At 49.7% G+C, this 17,591-nt stretch carries 18 protein-coding genes and 1 other annotated feature; of the genes, 8 read left to right on the top strand and 10 right to left on the bottom strand.

What is annotated here, in order from left to right:
• Positions 1-6 precede the first annotated feature (6 nt).
• Genes tatC through WFJ73_RS12080 form a run of 3 tightly spaced genes read right to left on the bottom strand, consistent with a single transcriptional unit; the run spans position 7 to position 3,261 of the window.
• Positions 7-750, bottom strand: coding sequence for a twin-arginine translocase subunit TatC (gene tatC, locus WFJ73_RS12090; protein ID WP_336773295.1), 744 nt, complete (start codon positions 748-750; stop codon positions 7-9).
• On the bottom strand, positions 747-2,468 hold the full coding sequence (locus WFJ73_RS12085) for a GMC family oxidoreductase (protein ID WP_336773294.1): 1,722 nt from the start codon (positions 2,466-2,468) through the stop codon (positions 747-749). The genes tatC and WFJ73_RS12085 overlap by 4 nt, the downstream gene beginning before the upstream one ends.
• Before the next feature lie 19 nt (positions 2,469-2,487).
• Positions 2,488-3,261 (bottom strand): gluconate 2-dehydrogenase subunit 3 family protein, encoded by a 774-nt coding sequence (locus WFJ73_RS12080; RefSeq protein ID WP_336773293.1) that lies wholly within the window; start codon positions 3,259-3,261, stop codon positions 2,488-2,490.
• Between the two features lie 221 nt (positions 3,262-3,482).
• Here WFJ73_RS12080 and WFJ73_RS12075 point away from each other — a divergent pair, with 221 nt between their 5' ends.
• From WFJ73_RS12075 to WFJ73_RS12065, 3 genes are read left to right on the top strand one after another with little or no spacing between them, the layout of a single operon-like run.
• Positions 3,483-3,812 (top strand): PadR family transcriptional regulator, encoded by a 330-nt coding sequence (locus WFJ73_RS12075; protein WP_336773292.1) that lies wholly within the window; start codon positions 3,483-3,485, stop codon positions 3,810-3,812.
• A complete protein-coding gene (locus WFJ73_RS12070; RefSeq protein WP_336773291.1) occupies positions 3,799-4,362 on the top strand; it encodes an HAAS signaling domain-containing protein in 564 nt (187 codons plus the stop codon). Before WFJ73_RS12075 ends, WFJ73_RS12070 begins: the two co-directional genes overlap by 14 nt.
• Complete coding sequence (locus WFJ73_RS12065) at positions 4,352-5,167, top strand: DUF4097 family beta strand repeat-containing protein (RefSeq protein WP_336773290.1); 816 nt, start codon at positions 4,352-4,354, stop codon at positions 5,165-5,167. Before WFJ73_RS12070 ends, WFJ73_RS12065 begins: the two co-directional genes overlap by 11 nt.
• Positions 5,168-5,203: 36 nt before the next feature.
• On the opposite strand, the gene WFJ73_RS12060 is transcribed toward WFJ73_RS12065, so the two are convergent.
• From WFJ73_RS12060 to WFJ73_RS12045, 4 genes are all read right to left on the bottom strand, one after another.
• A complete protein-coding gene (locus WFJ73_RS12060; RefSeq protein ID WP_336773289.1) occupies positions 5,204-6,157 on the bottom strand; it encodes a D-2-hydroxyacid dehydrogenase family protein in 954 nt (317 codons plus the stop codon).
• Between the two features lie 83 nt (positions 6,158-6,240).
• Positions 6,241-7,326: an aspartate-semialdehyde dehydrogenase gene (gene asd / locus WFJ73_RS12055; RefSeq protein WP_336773288.1), complete on the bottom strand. Its 1,086-nt coding sequence runs from the start codon at positions 7,324-7,326 to the stop codon at positions 6,241-6,243.
• Positions 7,327-7,444: 118 nt separating this feature from the next.
• Positions 7,445-7,709: a binding site (T-box leader), on the bottom strand.
• Between the two features lie 57 nt (positions 7,710-7,766).
• The gene (locus tag WFJ73_RS12050; protein WP_336773287.1) at positions 7,767-8,972 is read right to left on the bottom strand and encodes a multidrug efflux MFS transporter; all 1,206 of its coding nucleotides are present in this window, start codon (positions 8,970-8,972) and stop codon (positions 7,767-7,769) included.
• Positions 8,973-9,010: 38 nt separating this feature from the next.
• Positions 9,011-9,577: a cysteine hydrolase family protein gene (locus tag WFJ73_RS12045; RefSeq protein WP_336773286.1), complete on the bottom strand. Its 567-nt coding sequence runs from the start codon at positions 9,575-9,577 to the stop codon at positions 9,011-9,013.
• A gap of 129 nt (positions 9,578-9,706) precedes the next feature.
• Here WFJ73_RS12045 and WFJ73_RS12040 point away from each other — a divergent pair, with 129 nt between their 5' ends.
• Positions 9,707-10,321 (top strand): TetR/AcrR family transcriptional regulator, encoded by a 615-nt coding sequence (locus WFJ73_RS12040; RefSeq protein ID WP_336773285.1) that lies wholly within the window; start codon positions 9,707-9,709, stop codon positions 10,319-10,321.
• Between the two features lie 61 nt (positions 10,322-10,382).
• Here the strand turns inward: WFJ73_RS12040 and WFJ73_RS12035 are convergent, their stop codons facing one another.
• Together WFJ73_RS12035 and WFJ73_RS12030 are read right to left on the bottom strand one after the other, a co-directional pair.
• Positions 10,383-11,912, bottom strand: coding sequence for an FAD-dependent oxidoreductase (locus WFJ73_RS12035; RefSeq protein ID WP_336773284.1), 1,530 nt, complete (start codon positions 11,910-11,912; stop codon positions 10,383-10,385).
• Between the two features lie 79 nt (positions 11,913-11,991).
• Complete coding sequence (locus tag WFJ73_RS12030; protein ID WP_336773283.1) at positions 11,992-13,179, bottom strand: MFS transporter; 1,188 nt, start codon at positions 13,177-13,179, stop codon at positions 11,992-11,994.
• Positions 13,180-13,659: 480 nt separating this feature from the next.
• Between WFJ73_RS12030 and WFJ73_RS12025 the strand changes: the two genes are divergently transcribed.
• The 4 genes from WFJ73_RS12025 to WFJ73_RS12010 all read left to right on the top strand — a co-directional run bounded on the left by WFJ73_RS12025 (position 13,660) and on the right by WFJ73_RS12010 (position 17,159).
• On the top strand, positions 13,660-14,109 hold the full coding sequence (locus tag WFJ73_RS12025) for a carboxymuconolactone decarboxylase family protein (RefSeq protein WP_336773282.1): 450 nt from the start codon (positions 13,660-13,662) through the stop codon (positions 14,107-14,109).
• Between the two features lie 106 nt (positions 14,110-14,215).
• Positions 14,216-15,118, top strand: coding sequence for a sigma-70 family RNA polymerase sigma factor (locus WFJ73_RS12020; RefSeq protein ID WP_336773281.1), 903 nt, complete (start codon positions 14,216-14,218; stop codon positions 15,116-15,118).
• 117 nt (positions 15,119-15,235) lie between these two features.
• Entirely contained in the window at positions 15,236-15,973 is a 738-nt protein-coding gene (locus WFJ73_RS12015) for a FadR/GntR family transcriptional regulator (RefSeq protein WP_336773280.1), read from the top strand.
• Complete coding sequence (locus WFJ73_RS12010) at positions 15,936-17,159, top strand: CynX/NimT family MFS transporter (RefSeq protein WP_336773279.1); 1,224 nt, start codon at positions 15,936-15,938, stop codon at positions 17,157-17,159. Before WFJ73_RS12015 ends, WFJ73_RS12010 begins: the two co-directional genes overlap by 38 nt.
• Positions 17,160-17,208: 49 nt before the next feature.
• Here WFJ73_RS12010 and WFJ73_RS12005 read toward each other — a convergent pair whose 3' ends face one another.
• Positions 17,209-17,517 carry a hypothetical protein gene (locus tag WFJ73_RS12005; protein WP_336773278.1) on the bottom strand — a complete coding sequence of 103 codons (309 nt, stop codon included), beginning with the start codon at positions 17,515-17,517 and terminating at the stop codon, positions 17,209-17,211.
• Positions 17,518-17,591: the final 74 nt, after the last annotated feature.

The raw sequence follows: 17,591 nt of genomic DNA, 5'->3' as shown, positions 1-17,591 counted from the left end.
CCACAATTAAGTCGTTTGTACGGCAAACTTCCGCCTATAGTAACGCGCCGAGATAAATGCGCTGATCTCGAAGAGCAGAATGAGTGGTACGGTCACGGACAAATGGGATACAAAATCCGGAGGTGAGATAAGTGTTCCCACAACCGCCAGACCTACATACGCAAATTTTCGAACCTGCTTCATTTTGCCTGGAGTCAGCATCCCGATTCGGGTCAGAAAAGTCATAACCAGCGGCATTTCGAAAGCAACCCCCATAGGCAGCAGGAAGCTGATCAGAAATGACATGTAATGCTGGATCCCGTATACCTCTTGAGCTCCCATCGATTGGTTCAGCTTAATCATGAACCGGATCATCATCGGCAGAGCTACGGTATAACCGAACAACACACCGCTTACGAACAGCAAGGACGAGGTCGGCACATAGACCAGGGTGCTTTTTGCTTCGGCATCCGTCATGCCCGGTCTTGCAAATGCCCACAGATGGTACATGAGGAACGGAAGCGTTAGAATAATCCCGACGAGCAGCGCGCATTTCATATACACCGCTATGCCGTCCGAAAGCGCAAATACGCTCCACTCTACTTCAATGGCACCCAGATGTCCTTTGACGAAAGTCAAAATTTTAGGCGCTGCATACAGCCCCACGCACAAGGATGCCAGAAACCAGCCGGCCACATAAATGAGGCGTTTGCGGAGCTCGGACAAATGACTGATTAGATCGCTTTCGATCGTATCGGTCTGTTTGTTCACACGAGTGAACCGCCTTTTTGCATATATTTCTGCACGCCTTCAGCCGTCCGGTATGCCAGTGCGCCAACTGTTGCCGTCGGATTATAGCCGCTGTTATGCGGGAAGTTCGAAGCGCCGCAGATGAAAACATTTTCCGCATCCCACATTTGCAGATAGTTATTAACGACAGAAATCTTGGGATCGGATCCCATAATCGTTCCGCCCGTGTTATGGGTAGACTGATAAGGAACGATGTTGTATTGCTTGATCGAGTCATGGATCTCCGTCTTGGTTCCACCCATTTGATCGGCGATTTCCTTCGTCTTCTGAGCAATAAACTTCACGAGCTCGCGGTCCTGATCTTCGAAATCGAAGGTCATCCGGATAAGCGGCAGGCCAAAAGCGTCTTTGTACTCCGGATCAAGATCCAGATAATGATATCGGTTCGGCATGCTTGCGCCTTGTCCCGTAACCGATAACACGCGGTTCGAGTTATGGATCGTTGCTTTCTTGAACTCTGCGCCCCATTTCGGCGTGCCTGCCGGAACCGGCTGATACTGAATCGGACGGAGCCCCGTCTGCGTGAATCGGATATTTGCGCCGTGCAAAAATTTCAGATCGCTATGGTCGAAGTTATCGCCGTTGAAATCGTCAATACTGCTTCCGAGTGCCCCGGCTCCCATTGCCAGGTTAAATTCTCGGTCCTCGTAGTACACGCTGGTGCTGGCACCGTTCACCTGATACGCATAGTTCCGGCCGACTGCGCCGGTATCCGTATCGGGATCATAAGGCTTGCCCAGCTTGGAAAGCAGCAAAAGCCTGACATTGGTAAACAGGTAACCTGCGAGAATAACGACATCAGCCGGCTGTGTGTACTCTTCTCCGGTAGGTGTATGTACATAGGTGACACCGGTAGCTTTCTTGCCGTCATGAATGATTTGTGTCACGTTGGAGTGTATGCGCAGATCAAACTTGCCCGTTTGTTTTGCAACCGGAAGAACGGTAACAACCGGATCCGCTTTTGCTCCATATTCGCAGCCAAACCGTTCGCAGTACCCGCAATACTGGCATGGCGCTCTCTCGACACCGTCCGGATTTTTGTAAGGCTCGGACAAGTTGGCCGAAGGAATAACATATGGATGGTAGCCAAGCTTTTTGGCTGCATTTTCAAACAGCTTCATGCCCGGAGATTTTTTCATCGGACCCGTAGCAAATGCTTTGGACATCTTGCCAATATTCGGAGGTAATTCGGCCTCTCCGGATATGCCCGCCATCTGCTCGTATTTCACGAAATACGGCTCAAGCTCCTCATACGTAATGCCCCAATCCCGAATTGTCATGTTCTCCGGAATCTTCTTCTTGCCGTATCGCTCAACCGTCTTGCTGTAAATTTCAAAATCGTATGGCAAGAACCGGTAGTATTGACCGTTCCAGTGAACCCCTGCGCCACCCAAACCTTCGCCCAGCAAGAACGAACCGTACGTCCGCATCGGCAACGCTCTCATTTTTATTGTGTTGCGGAAGGAGACCGTTTCTTTGGACAAATCCTGCATCAGCTCATAACGCGATGCATAGCGGAGCTCGTCGTGAACATGGTAATAATCTTGCGTATCCCGGCTTTTGCCCCGTTCCAGACCTACAACGGAAATACCGGCTTTCGTCAGCTCGGAAGCGATAATGCCGCCAACCCAGCCCATCCCGACAATTACAACGGGAACCTTTGGAAGTTTAGTTGCCATTTTTTACTTCACCCCTTATCTACCCAAGCTCAAGATGATCATGCAAGCTTAATGGTTCCATTTTTACAAACTCTTCTTTTTCGATGTGATCGGTATAGCTCATCTGGTTGCCAGGGAAATTTCTCATCTTCCAGCCCGCCATATTCCGATTGCCGCCGTAAAGCGGGTCAGAATAAGCTCCCTCGAGCGTCAGATTAAGGAACATAGCGAAAAAATTGGAGGAAGGAACGTCTTTGATCTCCGTCTTATCCGTTTCAAAAGCCGTCAGCACCGCATCCTGCTCTTCCGGTGTGATTTCCGCAAATGGCTTCTGATGTTTCGTAAAGCTGTAGTCATTCATTGCGTCAAGCCCAAGCGCAATAAGCTCTCTGCGTTTAAAAACCAGCTGATAGCCCTGCGTGGCTTCCGCTTTATAATAAGGCGGCTGCATGTAGTCCCTGGCATTGGTGCCGTAGGCACTTGCCATCTGGTGGTCGATATAAAAAGCTACCCCGAGTTCTTTCGCGCCGGGACCCAGATCATCTTTAGGAAACAGCCGCTCGGCAGCAGCTTCCGCCGTAAGGAACTGATTTTGGTTGAAGAACATTAAAGCCTGATTATAGTCTCTATCCTCCGGTGCGGTCCCCGACTTGCCGGGTTCCGGAGTAACTTCCTTCTCCGTCTGTTTCAGATTCGAGCCTACAAGTCCTCCGATGACCCCGCCAAGCACTACCCCGCCAAGAGCCGTACCGGAATATTTAAGGAACCTTCTGCGCGATTCGTCCTGCGGCTGATTCGGTTTGTCATTCGCCATAATCATTCTCTCCTTGCTACCCGATTTAGTAGGTTTTCTAATTTTCTTCCAATAGGTGAAATATTATGCAGAAAACTTGTCAGATTCGTTGACTATTTTTAATTCAGTACCTTTCAATAAACAATACTGAATGGTATTTTGTATTGGCATCATCCATAGTTATTAACAGGTACTGTTCAATGTATTGTACTAAGCCATAAACAAATCGAGGTGTTTCCACGTTGAATGTCCAATTTAAAAAAGGCGTTTTGGAACTTTGCGTTCTTGTCATGCTGGATAAGCAAGACCGCTATGGATACGAGTTGGTTCAAAAAATATCCAGTCAAATCGAAATCTCGGAAGGCTCCATCTATCCGATTCTCCGGCGGTTGACAAGCGAAGAATGCTTCACTACCTATCTGCAGGAATCTACCGAAGGACCATCGAGAAAATATTACAGGCTTACCGATAAAGGAAGAACCTATCTCTATGAGCTGATATCCGAATGGACTGAATTCGCGAGTGGAGTCAATCATTTGATTAAGGAAGGTGTGAATAATGACGAAAAATAATTTCTTGCAGCAATTAGAGGCCGAGTTAAAGGCCATTCCGGCGGTAGAGCGCGCGGATATTTTGCATGATTACGAAGAGCATTTTATATTCGGGCTGGAGGCAGGAAAATCGGAAGAGGAAATTGCGATGGCGCTTGGCTCTCCTGCTCAAATCGCAAAAGAGCTTCTTGCGGGTTATCATTTGAAACGGGCTTCGGCAAACTCGACTGCCGGAAGTATTATCCGGGCAACCTGGGCCGTCGTTGGATTAAGCTTTTTCAACCTGGTGGTTGTACTTGGTCCTGCGATTGGCGCAGCCGCAGTCATTCTCGCCTGTTGGGCCGTATCTCTGACCTTGCTTGTTTCTCCCCTCCTAGTTGTTATCGATACGGTTTTCCACCCTGCTTCCTTTATTCTATTCGATCTATTCTTCTCGCTCTTCATGTGCGGATTAGGCATCCTGATCGGACTGGGTATGCTGTACGTGACCAAGCTGGCGAAAAAAGCTGCAATCGGTTATCTGAAATACAATGCAGCTCTTGTTAAAGGAGGGCTGAAGCATGACAACTAAGAAAAAATTAGCTGCGATAGCGACAGTACTTATCGTTATTGGTCTTGCAGGAAGCCTGATCACTTACTTTTACGAAAATACCGTTACCGAAGTATTCGAGCAAAAAACGATTGCAGGCTCGCAGATTACAGCTCTTAACCTCCGTTCGGACAATACCCGCATCGAGCTATTGCCATCATCCGAGCAAGATATAAAGATTCAATTAGACGGAAGCACAATGTCCGAAGAAAAGCCGCAATTGGACGTTAAAGCAGAAGATTCGACCTTGTCGATCACAATGGATACGAACCGGCACAAGTGGTTTACCTTCAATATCCGAGAAGATTCTTTAGCGTTAAAAGTTTATTTGCCGCTAAAGCAATATAATGAATTAAAGATTTCGAATAATAACGGCTATATTCTTGCCAAGCAGCTTAATGTCGCTTCGATTCAAGCAACAACCGATAATGGCAGGATTGAATTCAGCGATACCGCCTCACAGACGGTAAAGGTGCGGGCCGATAACGGAAAAATCACATTAGATCATGTCACGGGGACTTTGGACGAAAAAACGAGCAATGGCTCCATTACGTTGCTCACCAAAGAAATTAACCAGAACATCACGCTTAATACGAACAATGGCAGAATACTGCTGCAAACGGAGAAGGAACCTGCAGGCGTCACCTTTTACACTCACGTTGATAACGGAAGAGTTAATCTCTTCGATAAGTACAAGGGCAATACCGTTGTTGGCGATGGGAGCATACAAGTGAAGCTCACGGCCGACAATGGCAGCATTACGGTAAAAAACAATAATAACGGATAAAGCCGCTCCTTCCCTTTCGGAAGAAGCGGCCTTCTTTCATTTACTGAGCACATTCACCGGCGAATCGGCCAAATACGCTTCGATATCTTCTACGATACCCTTATAGAAACCGCGGTATGCCGCTTCCGTTACGTAACCGATATGAGGAGTTGCAAGCACGTTTGGGAGTGAGCGGAACGGATCGTCTTGAGGCAGCGGCTCCTGCTCGAATACGTCAATCCCGGCTCCGGCGATGGTTCCGCTGCTAAGAGCATCCAGCAAGGCATCACGATCAACGATAGGGCTGCGCGAAGTGTTAATGAGAAATGAGGTCGGCCTCATCCGCTCTAGCTCTCTCGCACCAATCAGGCCCCGCGTACGATCTCCTAACACCAAGTGTATGGATACAATATCGCTGCTCTCCAGCAGCTCCTCCTTGGAACTAGCCAGCGTAACGCCGGCTGCCGCTGCTTTCTCGGCGGTCAGGTTCTGGCTCCACGCCATCACCTCCATGCCAAAGGCTTGTCCGATCCTTGCCACATTCGATCCGATATGGCCAAGTCCCAGCAATCCAAGCCTCTTGCCGTGAAGGTCAACTCCGATCGTGCTCTGCCAGCCACCGCTTCTGACCGCTTCATTCTCCGCCACCAGCTTTCTGGCGAGACCAAGAATAAGCGCCCAGGTCAGCTCGGTGGTTCCTTCGCCTCCTCCCTTTGTGCCGCATACCGTTATCCCCTGTTCCGCAGCCGCAGCCAGATCAATGGAAGCGTTGCGTTTACCGGTTGTTACGAGCAGCTTCAGGTTAGGCAGCCGTTGCAATAGCTCCTTGCGGAATGGCGTTCTTTCCCGCATGATGACAACAATCTCGCAATCCTGTATGGCAGCGATTAGCTCTTCCTGATCCTCGAAATGATGATTATACACTTGAATCTCAATATGATTCAGAAGGGACGACCAGTCGGCCATGCTTAAGGCAACGTTCTGGTAATCATCCAATACGGCACATTTCATAACTGTTCTCCTCCTTATCTCAGAAAGCAAAACAGCAAGCTCCGTACCCGCTATTCGGGGGGAGCTTGCTGCAATCATCTCAATTATTTCGGTTGGATATAACCTTCCGCTTTGAGCAGTTCGGCGATCAATACGGCACCGCCGGCTGCACCGCGAAGCGTGTTATGCGACAGCCCCACGAATTTGAAATCGTACAGGGAATCTTCGCGCAGACGGCCGGCCGATACGCCCATGCCTTTTTCAATGTCGCGGTCAAGCTTCGTTTGCGGTCTGTTCTCTTCTTCGAAGTACGTAATGAATTGCTTAGGCGCGCTTGGCAGACCCAGCTCTTGCGGACGGCCTTTGTATTCGGACCAGCGCGCAAGAATCTCTTCCTTCGAAGGTTTGTTCTCGAAGTTCACGAACACCGTTGCAAGGTGTCCGTCCGTTACCGGAACGCGGATGCATTGCGTTGTGATCAGCGGAGCGCTTGCTTTCACGACTTCGCCGTTCTCAACGCTGCCCCAAATGCGGAGCGGCTCTTGCTCGCTCTTCTCTTCTTCGCCGCCGATGTAAGGAATAACGTTATCCAGCATATCCGGCCAGTCCGTAAAGTTCTTGCCGGCACCGGAGATCGCTTGATACGTCGAAGCTACAACCGTCGTAGGTTTGAATTCGCGCAAAGCATGAAGAGCAGGTACATAGCTTTGAATCGAGCAGTTCGGTTTTACCGCGATAAAGCCGGTTGTTGTACCCAGACGTTTTCTTTGAGCCTCAATAACTTCAAGATGCTCCGGATTGATCTCGGGAATAACCATAGGAACGTCCGCCGTCCAGCGATGCGCCGAGTTGTTGGACACGACCGGCGTACCTGTTTTTGCGTAAGCCTCTTCGAGCGCCTGAATTTCTTTCTTAGGCATATCCACCGCACAGAAAACAAAATCAACGCCAGCAGCAACCTCTTCGACCTTCGAAGCGTCCTGCACCACGATATTTTTAACCGCTTCAGGGATTGGAGTGTCAAGCTTCCATCTGTTCTGAACAGATTCAACGTACGTTTTGCCTGCCGAGCCTGCGCTTGCGGCAATAGCCGTTACTTCAAACCAAGGATGCTGATCCAGCAATTGTACGAAGCGCTGGCCAACCATGCCTGTTCCACCAACAATACCAACTTTAAGTTTTTGTGACATTTGTTCTTCAAATCCTCTCAGTCTGATTTTGTATGCCGACCCTATACCTTACATGTATGCGGTATAAATCCCTTTGCTTGCTGCGAAAATAAAAAAATCCCACCCCCAAGACCGTAGTCTCAGGGACGAGATTTGAATACTCGTGGTACCACCCTAAATTCGCGGATATGTCGCCATATCAGCCTCTTCAAGTACGGCATTGCAATCGAATGCTTATACTCTAGCTCTATAACAGGAGCTCCTGTCACACCATCCCCGGCCAGACCGGTTCCGATGCGCTGCTCAGAGTCTTTCTTCAATAAATAACTCTTTGCTCCTTTTCAGCATACCGGAGCTCTCTGGAAAAGAATTGATTTACCTACTCGTCTCGTCATTGCATTTCATATTGCAGTTATAATAACAAAAAACGAATCCGAGGTAAACCCATTTTCGCAAAAAAATTAATGGCTTTCAGCCGCTTTGAGGTTAAGCTTCTTATACACTTTCGTGTAGACCCACAAAGCGTTCAGCAGAAGGATAGCTCCCGTTGTTAAGAAGACCGCCCGGATGCCTATCCAAGCCGATATTTGCCCGCCTAGAATCGATCCGATAAAGATGCCGAGGTAACCCGCCGACATCGTAAAACCAAACACTCTGCCCGTGAGAGCATCCGGCGTAATTTTTTTGAGCAGAATATTAACCGACGGATTAAGTCCCCCTGCCGCCAGCCCAAGAAGGAATCGGAGCACCATAAGCTCCCAAGGCTGATGCACCAAGGCCTGCGGAATAAACAACAGCCCCGCAACAATCAACGCGATAAGCATCACCTTGTGCGCCCCAATCTTATCAGACAGCCTGCCGAGCCTTGGCGCGGCGATCATGTTAGCTAGTCCGGAGGCGGAGAATATAAACCCGGCAAGCAAAGCAACATGCTCGGTACTACTCGTTAAGCTAGTGACATACACCGTTAAGACCGGTTCTATGGAATACATGGCAAGCGTTAAGGCAAAATACGTCACAAACAAAGTGATCGTCAGGTTCTTCTCGGGGATATTGCCCCATACTTCCTTCATTTTCTGCGCTTTTTTATCTACGCGGGTGAGATTTTCTTTCACAAACAGCAAGGTTGTAATAAAAGCGAACAATAACAGTACTCCGGTAATAAAAAACACATTCCGCATACCGAAATGCAATTCAATAAAACCCCCGATCGACGGACCTAACAAGGAACCCGCAATTCCCGCCGTAGACAAGGTTCCGAGCGCCCACCCGGCGTGAGCTTTCTCGGTCTGCGTAGCGATAAGCGCCGTGCAAGCGGAGGCGTATCCGGTAATAATCCCCTGCAGCAGGCGAAGGCCAATCAGCTCATACACATTCTGGGCAAAGCCCATGCTGAAAATGACGATTGCCATTCCCAGACTGGCCCGGAGCAGCATCGGCTTCCGTCCGTATTTATCCGCGGCGATTCCCCATATCGGAGAAAACACAGCTGACAGTATAAAAGTAATTCCAAACGCTAAACCGGAATACTGCTCTACCATTCGGGTATCGGTAACGCCCAGATGATTGATGTACAAAGGCAATACCGGGGCGATCTGGCTCATGCCGATGCTTGCGACGAATACGCCAAACCAACAGACGAACAGGTTTCTTTTCCATATCGGCATACCTGTCATCCTCCTTCATTCTGTTGCTTCTGGGTGCTCTAAGCTAAGGTTGCAATCCAGTCATCCACCGTTTTTACGTCCGCCTGGCGCGGGAACACCTTCTCGGTAAGGACGCGGTGCACTTCGGGATCCGCATCCAGGCAGGCATCCTTCAATACGGTAATTGCATAATCCTTGTCTGCCGACTCGCGCACCGTGGACAATACAACTCCGCTTGTCGAAATGCCGCAGAGAATAAGATTCTCGACTTGCTTCGCGCGAAGAATAACCTCCAGATTGCTGCCGGCAAAAGCGCTGATCCGGAATTTCGTTACAACCGGTTCCCCTGGCATTGGCTTCACCGACTCGTGAATCTGCGTGGCTTCGTCATGGATGGTCATGCCGCCGTGCTGCCCAACCACCGAAAAGGACTTATTGCGGGGGCTAACTTCCGGATATCCTTCATTAAATCCAACGCGGACAAAAATAACCGGGATCTCGTGCTTGCGCGCAGCATCTAAAGCCTTCCGAAAAGGTTGAATAACCTCCGGGTTATTCGCAAAACGGGATACAATGCCGTTCTGCAAGTCCATGATTACGAATGCGGATCTTTTCGTGTTCAACATCGGTTGTACACACTCCTTACGGTTATGATAATATTAAGCGGAGAACTCTCCTCTTGATATTAAGCGGAGAACTCTCCGTTTGTCAACCAAACCTAAAAACATGCTTTGAAGATAGGAAGTGATCCGGTCATGAATGAAGATTTAACAGCTCCTCCGCCAAAGCCCGAGCGCCGGGATGCTGCCGAGAACCGCCAGCGTATACTTAACGCCGCTCTCCAATTGTTCGAACAGCATGGCGTGGAACAGGTCAGCATGAATCAGATAGCGGCCGAAGCCCAGATCGGACCGGGCACTCTATACCGCAGGTACCGCAATAAGAGCGAGTTGTGTCTGGACCTCATGAAAGACAATCTGGTCATTCTGTTTGAGGATATTTACGCCTACCTGGAAGATAACCATGCTGACTCTCCAAGCTCCAGACTGAAAGGAATTCTTGGCTTGTTCATCAAGTTTCGGGAAAAAAAATCCCAGCTGCTGCGCGGCGTTGAGGATTCTTCGCAAGCCAACCGGCCGAGCACCCGGCAAAAGGGTCCTCTCTACCATGAGCTGCACGAAATTCTTGTTCAGCTGTTTGACGAGATGCTTACCGCTTCAGGAAAGTCTGAACCAAACAGCGTATTCCGTGCCGATATGCTGCTCAATGGCGTAAGCAGCGAATCCTATCTATTCCAGCGGGAGGTCCGCGGTTATTCGCCGGAAGTGATTCTCGAGCATCTTTGCGCTACTTTTATCGCAGACAAATAGACAACGCGAAAAAACCAGCCCTATCCCCTGGAGAAGGAATATGAGCTGGTTTTCGTTTGTTTTACAAGCGTACTAAAGGCTTTTCCGCTGGACCTTCAATCACTTCGCCGGTAATCGAGAAGCGCGAGCCGTGGCAAGGGCAATCCCAGGTTCGTTCCCCGTTATTCCATTCCACTTCGCAGCCCATATGGGTGCAGGTCGTATCGACAAGAAAGAGTTGACCGTCTTTATCCCGGTATCCTCCTGCCCGGCGACCGTGAATTTGAACAACACTGCCTTCGTCCTTCTCAAGATGCTCCGGACGTTTCTTGACATATTCCAGCTTGCCGGAAATCAAGTGCTTCGCAACATCCGCGTTATCCGAGATCAGCTTGCCAACGGTTTTCCATGACAGAGAACGGGAAGGCGTAAACAGCTCCGCATACGGATTATCCCTTTCCAGAATAAGATCCCGGATAATAAGGGCAGCCGCGGTACCGTTCGTCATCCCCCATTTGCGGAAGCCCGTTGCGATAAAGACGTCGGGATGAGCCGCCGTAATCCGCCCGATAAACGGTATTTTGTCTCCCGTAACAAGGTCCTGCGCGGACCATCTGTAGGAGATTTCTTTTATCTTGAATTGATTCTCCGCAAACTTCCGCAGCTCGTCGTAATGGTTGATCGTGCAGATCCCTTGTCCCGTCTTATGGCTCTGCCCGCCTAGTATAATCAGCTTATTCCCGTCATCGAGCGGAGCATAACGCACGGAACGCTTGGGGTCCTCGGCACTCAGATACATCCCGCCCGGGTATTCGTCCTCCACCTGTAAGCCAAGTACATAGGAACGATCCGCATGCATTCTTGCAAAATAAAAGCCTTGACCGTCGTAAAACGGAAAATGGGTACAGGAAACCACGTATTTGCAGCCAATCCGATGCCCATCGCCGGTCATGACTTTTGGCGTATCGTCTACATGCTCCACGTCTACGGCCGTTGTCTGTTCATAGATTTTGCCGCCAGCCTTCAAAAATTCCTCAACCAGCTTCAATAAATAATTGAGCGGGTGAAACTGTGCTTGTCCGTCCATCCGGACAGCTCCAAAGAGCGGCAGGTTAAGCGGAATTTTGTCCAGATAGGCGCCTGGAATGCCAAGCTCTTGATAGGCTTTTGCTTCATTTTCCACCTTGACGACGTAGTCCACGTGATGGGTGTAAACATAAGCATCCTGCTCCGTATAACCGCATTCAATCTGATGCTTGCCAATCGTCTCCTGGATGAAATTCATGGCTTCTTTCGCGGCTTCGTAATAAAGCGAAGCCTTTTCCTTGCCTTCCGAACGAATAAGCTCGTCAAAGATCAGATCATGCTGCGCTGTGATTTTTGCGGTCGTGTGAGCGGTAGTTCCATTCAGAATTTCTCCCGCTTCGAGCAGCACGACTCGAAGACCTTCCTGACTCAACAGATACGCTGTTGATATACCGGATATCCCGCCGCCTACTACAACTACATCGGCTTCCGAGTCCTGCGCAAGCTTCGGAAATTTACCCTTTTCATGCTGGGATGCAGTCCAATAAGACTCGGGAAACTGCGGCAGATCTTTATGGTATGACATGGTTCTACGGTACCCCTCTCAACGGCAATTGGATTTCCTTAATTTGCACGATTGGAAGGAATTTATGTGCAGGTCTGCCCTATTTGTTCGCTTGGCGTTCCCGGAGCTTCAGCAGAATTAGAACGCCAGCCATGATGAGGAGACCGCTTAAGCCATAGACGGCGAATAACGATAATGCACCTTTCAAATAGCCCGACAGAGACATGCCGATAACCATCATTCCCATAAACACTGGCATAATCGCTCCGGATACGCGGCCCATATAAGCCATCTCCGTGTTCCGGACGATGAGCGTTTGAATGCCTCCTTGAATGGCTGGATATACAAACCCGCTGATGATCAATAAGAGAATGGTTAGCCAAATCATCGTAGATGCGCCGATCCCGGTCGTGCAGATCGCCGTAATGAGCAGCCCCGCTACGAATAGACGCTGCGGCGGTATTTTTTTCGCTACGCCCATAATTGCGACTCCTCCAATCAGCATGGCTGCACCGTTTGTCATGACAAGCCATTGCAGAAAGCTTTTCGATTGTCCAAGCTGCTCGAGCACAATAAAGATTTGAAGCGGCTGCGTTAGACCGGAAGCAAATCCGACAACCGCAAAGCTAAGGCATAAGGTTCGAAGAGCCTGATTCAACCAGACGTATCGGATACCGGCTGTAAGCTCGCTCATAAAGCTGGATTTGAGATCGGAATGCTGTTCGCTGACGTCCCGGGGCAGCGTTGCCAGAATAAGCGAGGAGCCCAGGAATAAGACGGCCGTCAAAATAAGGGAAACATGAATGCCAAGCTTAAGAAAAATAAGAGTGCCGATAACCGGCCCAAGAACCATAAAGACCGCGACAAGCGTTTGGGACATCGCCATCACGCCCTGCAGCTGTTCGCCGGGTACATGGCGTTTGTATAGCTTCATTGCGGATGGTTGGGAAAATTGGGACAGGCTCGCTGATATAAAAGACCCGATCAGCAGAGCTATCCATCCGCCGTTAATGAGTGCAAGCAGTACGCCTGCAACGGAGATCGCCGAGAGCAGATCGCTCCCTACCATCGTCCGCTTCGGCCGCCATCTATCGGCGAAGGTGCCGCCAATTAAGGCGAACAGGAAAATCGGCGCAAATTCCGCCACCGAAATAAGCGAGACGTAAACCGGATCGTTGTGGGTCAGATCCGTAACATACAGCAATACCGCGTAATTCCGGATCCAAATTCCTAGGTGCAGCAGCACCCGGGAACAAATGATCGTTCGTACATAACGATTGGATAACATAATAAGTACCTCGTGATTAGTAAGATTTTTTTATTTTGGCGGCAAGAACGTTGTCACGATCTCGCAGTGTCATTGCGGCGATATAACGGAGCTGCTGTCCTCACCTCTTTCGGTATGATTGATGCTAATGAAGCCACCTAATTGAAATCACCAAACTTCACTCTAAATTTCCTCATGGATTTAATTAATCGGCTGTATAGCTTACTCATTTACTAATTTACTAATTTACTAAATAACTGGTGCTAGTGTAATCCGGATTAGTGACGTAAGTCAATGCATTTTTTATTGAAGAGCCGCAAAAGGGCGCACTCACTCCTTATTCCCGCTAGCGATCCCTCGTCTGCACCAAGGTTTTTTCCTCTTATTTGTGAGGATCAAAATAAATAAATCTTTTTCTTCTCCCCTGTCACAAATCCGGCTGCTGCATTGTCTTAGATAACGAAACCGAAAAACATACGAGATAAATGGAGGAATCATACGATGAAAATCCGTTTGGATTACCGCACCGCTAACCCTGCCGCATTCCAAGCATTGCTGAAGCTTGAAGGTGTCTCTAAACAGTTAAATCCCGATAAAACGCTATATGAACTCATTAAAATCCGCGCTTCCCAATTAAACGGCTGCGCCTTCTGCCTCGACATGCACACGGCCGATGCCCGTAAGCTAGGCGAATCGGAGCAGCGGATCAACCTGGTTGCGGTGTGGAAGGAAGCTCCGCAATTCACGGAACGGGAACGTGCCGCGCTTGCGCTTACAGAAGCTGTAACGCTTATTTCGAATACAGGTGTGCCGCAGGACGTCTACGAAGAGGTCCGCAAGCATTTTACCGAAGAAGATTATGTGGGGCTTATCTTGGCCATTAACGCAATCAACAGCTGGAATCGCGTAGCGATTGCAACCGGCATGTTCCCCGGCTGTTTCGAGAATTAAGCACCGCCCTTCTATAGACAAAGAAACCACTCCTCGGGATGAGGGTGGTTTCTTGCTGTTCGTTACGGTATGATCATAATAGTTAAATTTTGGAGGTCGATAGATCTTGACGGCAAGCGATACAGCTTTGGATATTGAACAGCTTTACCGGGAATATAAATCGCTGCTTACTTCCATCGCCTACCGGATGCTCGGGTCGATGAGCGAAGCGGAAGACGCGGTTCAGGATGTGTTCGTTACCGTCAGCAGGCTTCATGGCATCGAGATCTCTCACCCAAAGGCGTATCTGGTCAAACTGCTCACCAACCGTGTCTTAAACGTGATGAAGTCGGCTCCGCGCAAACGCGAAAGCTACCCGGGACAATGGCTGCCCGAGCCGGTTAGTGAAGGAGCTACGGAATCTTCGCCGCTCGACAATGTTATTCAGCATGAACAACTAGGCTATGCCCTTCTCGTTCTGCTTCAGAACTGTACGCCGCCCGAGCGTGCCGTATTTGTCCTGCGGGAATCCTTCGGCTATGAATATTCGGAGATCGCGGCCATGCTGGATAAATCCGAAGCGGCTTGCCGGAAAATTTTCAGCCGCGCGTCAGCCAAGATTGGGCACTCTTCTACTCTTGCCGGGGACAATAAGGCTACGCTGGATGAGTCCATGACCCGCTTTGTGCAGTCCTTCTCCGAAGCGATCTACACCGGACGTCTGGAAAGCTTCATCCACCTTCTTACCGACGATGCGGTTATGTTGACGGATGGCGGCGGCATCGTACGCTCTGCGTTTAATCCGATCATTGGTCCGCACAGAATTATCGCCTTTTTGGAGGGTATTGCGAGGAAGGGTGCCTTTGAAGGAAGCTGGCAGCCTATATTCGTCAGCGGACAACAAGGCTTGATGCAAATTCAGGATAACAAGCCCGTTAAAGTCTATCTCTTCGAGCCCGATGAACAAACCGGTAAAATTCGTTCCGTCTACTCTATCTCCAATCCGGAGAAGCTTACAAGGATTCATTAAAACTACCAGACCGTTTCCGCAAAACCGGGAAATGGTCTTTTTTTGTTGCAAATGAACCTCTTTCGGGGTAAAATAACCAAACATCCTACGTTTGAACGTTTGGAAAGGAGAAACGCTATGCTAAAGCAAACAAAACGGCTAACACTGGTTGAACAAGTGGCGGAGCAGATAGAGGGCCTGATTGCTTCGGGTCAATGGGCGGTTGGCACAAAAGTCCCCCCGGAGCCTGAACTGATGGAGCAGCTTCAAGTCAGCCGCAACACCTTGCGGGAAGCGATCCGCGCCTTAACCCATGCCGGATTGCTGAAAACAAGACAAGGAGACGGTACGTATGTCAGCTCTTCCAGCGCGCTTGGACCCGTACTAAAGAAGCGGATCCAACGATCCAGCTGGCTGGAGACGCTAGAGGTTCGGCATGCCTTGGAAAAGGAAGCTGCAAGTCTTTCCGCCCAGCGGCGGGATGAGGAGGATCTGGCGCGGATGGCTTATTGCCTGGATCAAAGTAAAGAGGCTATTCAAAAAGCGGATGCCGACGGTTATGCCCACTGGGATATGGAGTTCCATCTGGCCGTATTCGCTTCCTCCCGCAACGGGCTGCTTATCGAGCTGTACGATTATATTTACGACAGCGTGCCGCCTATTCTTGTGGACATGTTCAACAAGGACCGGTTCCACGGCTTCCATGATAACCACGTACGGCTGATGGAAGCGATTAGTGAGCAGGACAGCGCCAAAGCAGTAGAGATGGTTCAGCAGTACATTGGAGAAACGCAGCAGCATTTTCAGAATGAAGACTTCACCGGAGGCCTAGACCAACATGGAACAAATCAGCAAAATAGCGAAAGCAGATCTTAAGAAAGCATCCGGTCTGCTTCTCGCTTTAAGCATTATTTTCGTAGCCGCCAATCTTAGGGCGCCTATCACGTCGGTTGGACCGTTAGTCAGTTACATCCGCGAATCGACCGGAATTTCCAATTCCGTTGCCGGGCTTCTGACAACCGTACCTTTGCTCGCCTTTACGTTCATGTCTCCCTTCGCCCCGCAGCTCGCCCGGCGTTACGGAGTCGAACGCGTCATTTTTATCGCTTTGATTTTTATCGGGATCGGTACCTTATGGCGCTCGATTTCCAGCTCCGTTGCCCTGTTTGGAGGGACGATCCTAATCGGGTTATCCATTGCCTTCTGCAACGTTCTTATTCCCAGCCTTGTAAAAAGAGATTTCTCAAGCAAAATCGGCTTAATGACCGGGATTTATTCGGTATCGATGAACCTTTGCGGCGCTCTTGCCTCCGGCATTAGCGTACCGCTTGCCCGCGACGCAGGCTTTGGCTGGCAAGGCGCTTTAAGCTGCTGGCTCGTATTGACCGCCGTTGGCATCATCTTCTGGGTGCCTCGAATGAGCCAAACTCGTCAAACTGCTGCAGTCGTGTCCCATGTGAATACGTCTGCGGATGAAGCCAAGCCTTGGCGTTCTTCTCTTGCCTGGCAGGTTACTTTATTTATGGGACTGCAATCCTTTATCTTCTACAATCTTGTCGCTTGGCTACCGGAAATCTTGAATAGCCGAGGCATGACGGACGATACGGCCGGCTGGATGCTCTCGCTTATCCAGTTCTCGATGCTGCCGTTTACGTTCGTTATCCCCATAATTGCAAGCCGGATGAAAAGCCAACGGATACTCGTGATCATCACAACCGTTCTTTACCTGATTGGCATAGGCGGTTTGCTGCTGGACGGGAATGGCTTGGTTCCGTTATGGTCGGTGCTAATCGGGATTGCCGGCGCGGGCTCGTTTAGTCTAGCGATGCTGTTTTTCACCTTGCGTACCCGCACTTCACATGCCGCGGCGCAGCTATCCGGAATGGCGCAGTCGGTCGGTTACCTGCTGGCGGCGATCGGCCCGCTCGTCTTTGGGTTGATCCACGACATGACCCATCACTGGACGGTGTCGATCGGTATGCTGATCGCCGCAAGTTTACTTATCTTTATTTTTGGCATGGGAGCTGCGCGGAACCGTTATGTCGGCGATGAGCAAGCTTGAATCAAAAAAAACCAACTCCGCACCGGAGTTGGTTTTTTTGCTAGCTCTTTTAACCTTCCACAATATCCGCTTCAAGCTCGCTTGCAATTTCGATCATTTTCGGAACTACCGCCTCATTGCTTACTGCCACGTAGAGATCGCCGCTGTATAGCCGGAAAGGAATCTTAAGTTCCCCATAGCTCCACATAAAGAAATCGCCTTCGATGGACATCGTGCTCTCCGGGCCTTTTACGGTAAAGACCGAGGTGTATTCGAAATCCGGCTTGGACGCAAATAGTTGCTTGCACTCGTCCAACGTCATATCCTGAACATTGCCTGTTTCCTTTAAAGATCTAGTAATGCGGTAACGCTGACTCATCGTAATAGGCCTCCCAATAATCATATGCAAGTGCCTACTAGTATACATGACTTCCGACCCGCCTTCAAAACGAA

It is taken from the genome of Paenibacillus sp. MMO-58 (assembly GCF_037146255.1).
Lineage (GTDB): Bacteria > Bacillota > Bacilli > Paenibacillales > Paenibacillaceae > Pristimantibacillus.
Note: the sequence above shows the minus strand (reverse complement) of the source record. Positions and strands in the feature narration are given on the sequence as shown.

Excerpts from the sequence above, each read along its gene's own strand:
- asd (WP_336773288.1), bottom strand. The coding sequence starts at position 7,326 with ATGTCACAAAAACTTAAAGTTGGTATTGTTGGTGGAACAGGCATGGTT.
- WFJ73_RS12070 (WP_336773291.1), top strand. The coding sequence starts at position 3,799 with ATGACGAAAAATAATTTCTTGCAGCAATTAGAGGCCGAGTTAAAGGCC.
- WFJ73_RS12030 (WP_336773283.1), bottom strand. The coding sequence starts at position 13,179 with ATGTTATCCAATCGTTATGTACGAACGATCATTTGTTCCCGGGTGCTG.
- WFJ73_RS12050 (WP_336773287.1), bottom strand. The coding sequence starts at position 8,972 with ATGCCGATATGGAAAAGAAACCTGTTCGTCTGTTGGTTTGGCGTATTC.
- WFJ73_RS12085 (WP_336773294.1), bottom strand. The coding sequence starts at position 2,468 with ATGGCAACTAAACTTCCAAAGGTTCCCGTTGTAATTGTCGGGATGGGC.
- WFJ73_RS12035 (WP_336773284.1), bottom strand. The coding sequence starts at position 11,912 with ATGTCATACCATAAAGATCTGCCGCAGTTTCCCGAGTCTTATTGGACT.
- WFJ73_RS12025 (WP_336773282.1), top strand. The coding sequence starts at position 13,660 with ATGAAAATCCGTTTGGATTACCGCACCGCTAACCCTGCCGCATTCCAA.
- WFJ73_RS12015 (WP_336773280.1), top strand. The coding sequence starts at position 15,236 with ATGCTAAAGCAAACAAAACGGCTAACACTGGTTGAACAAGTGGCGGAG.
- WFJ73_RS12060 (WP_336773289.1), bottom strand. The coding sequence starts at position 6,157 with ATGAAATGTGCCGTATTGGATGATTACCAGAACGTTGCCTTAAGCATG.
- WFJ73_RS12040 (WP_336773285.1), top strand. The coding sequence starts at position 9,707 with ATGAATGAAGATTTAACAGCTCCTCCGCCAAAGCCCGAGCGCCGGGAT.
- WFJ73_RS12010 (WP_336773279.1), top strand. The coding sequence starts at position 15,936 with ATGGAACAAATCAGCAAAATAGCGAAAGCAGATCTTAAGAAAGCATCC.
- WFJ73_RS12080 (WP_336773293.1), bottom strand. The coding sequence starts at position 3,261 with ATGGCGAATGACAAACCGAATCAGCCGCAGGACGAATCGCGCAGAAGG.
- WFJ73_RS12065 (WP_336773290.1), top strand. The coding sequence starts at position 4,352 with ATGACAACTAAGAAAAAATTAGCTGCGATAGCGACAGTACTTATCGTT.
- WFJ73_RS12005 (WP_336773278.1), bottom strand. The coding sequence starts at position 17,517 with ATGAGTCAGCGTTACCGCATTACTAGATCTTTAAAGGAAACAGGCAAT.
- WFJ73_RS12045 (WP_336773286.1), bottom strand. The coding sequence starts at position 9,577 with ATGTTGAACACGAAAAGATCCGCATTCGTAATCATGGACTTGCAGAAC.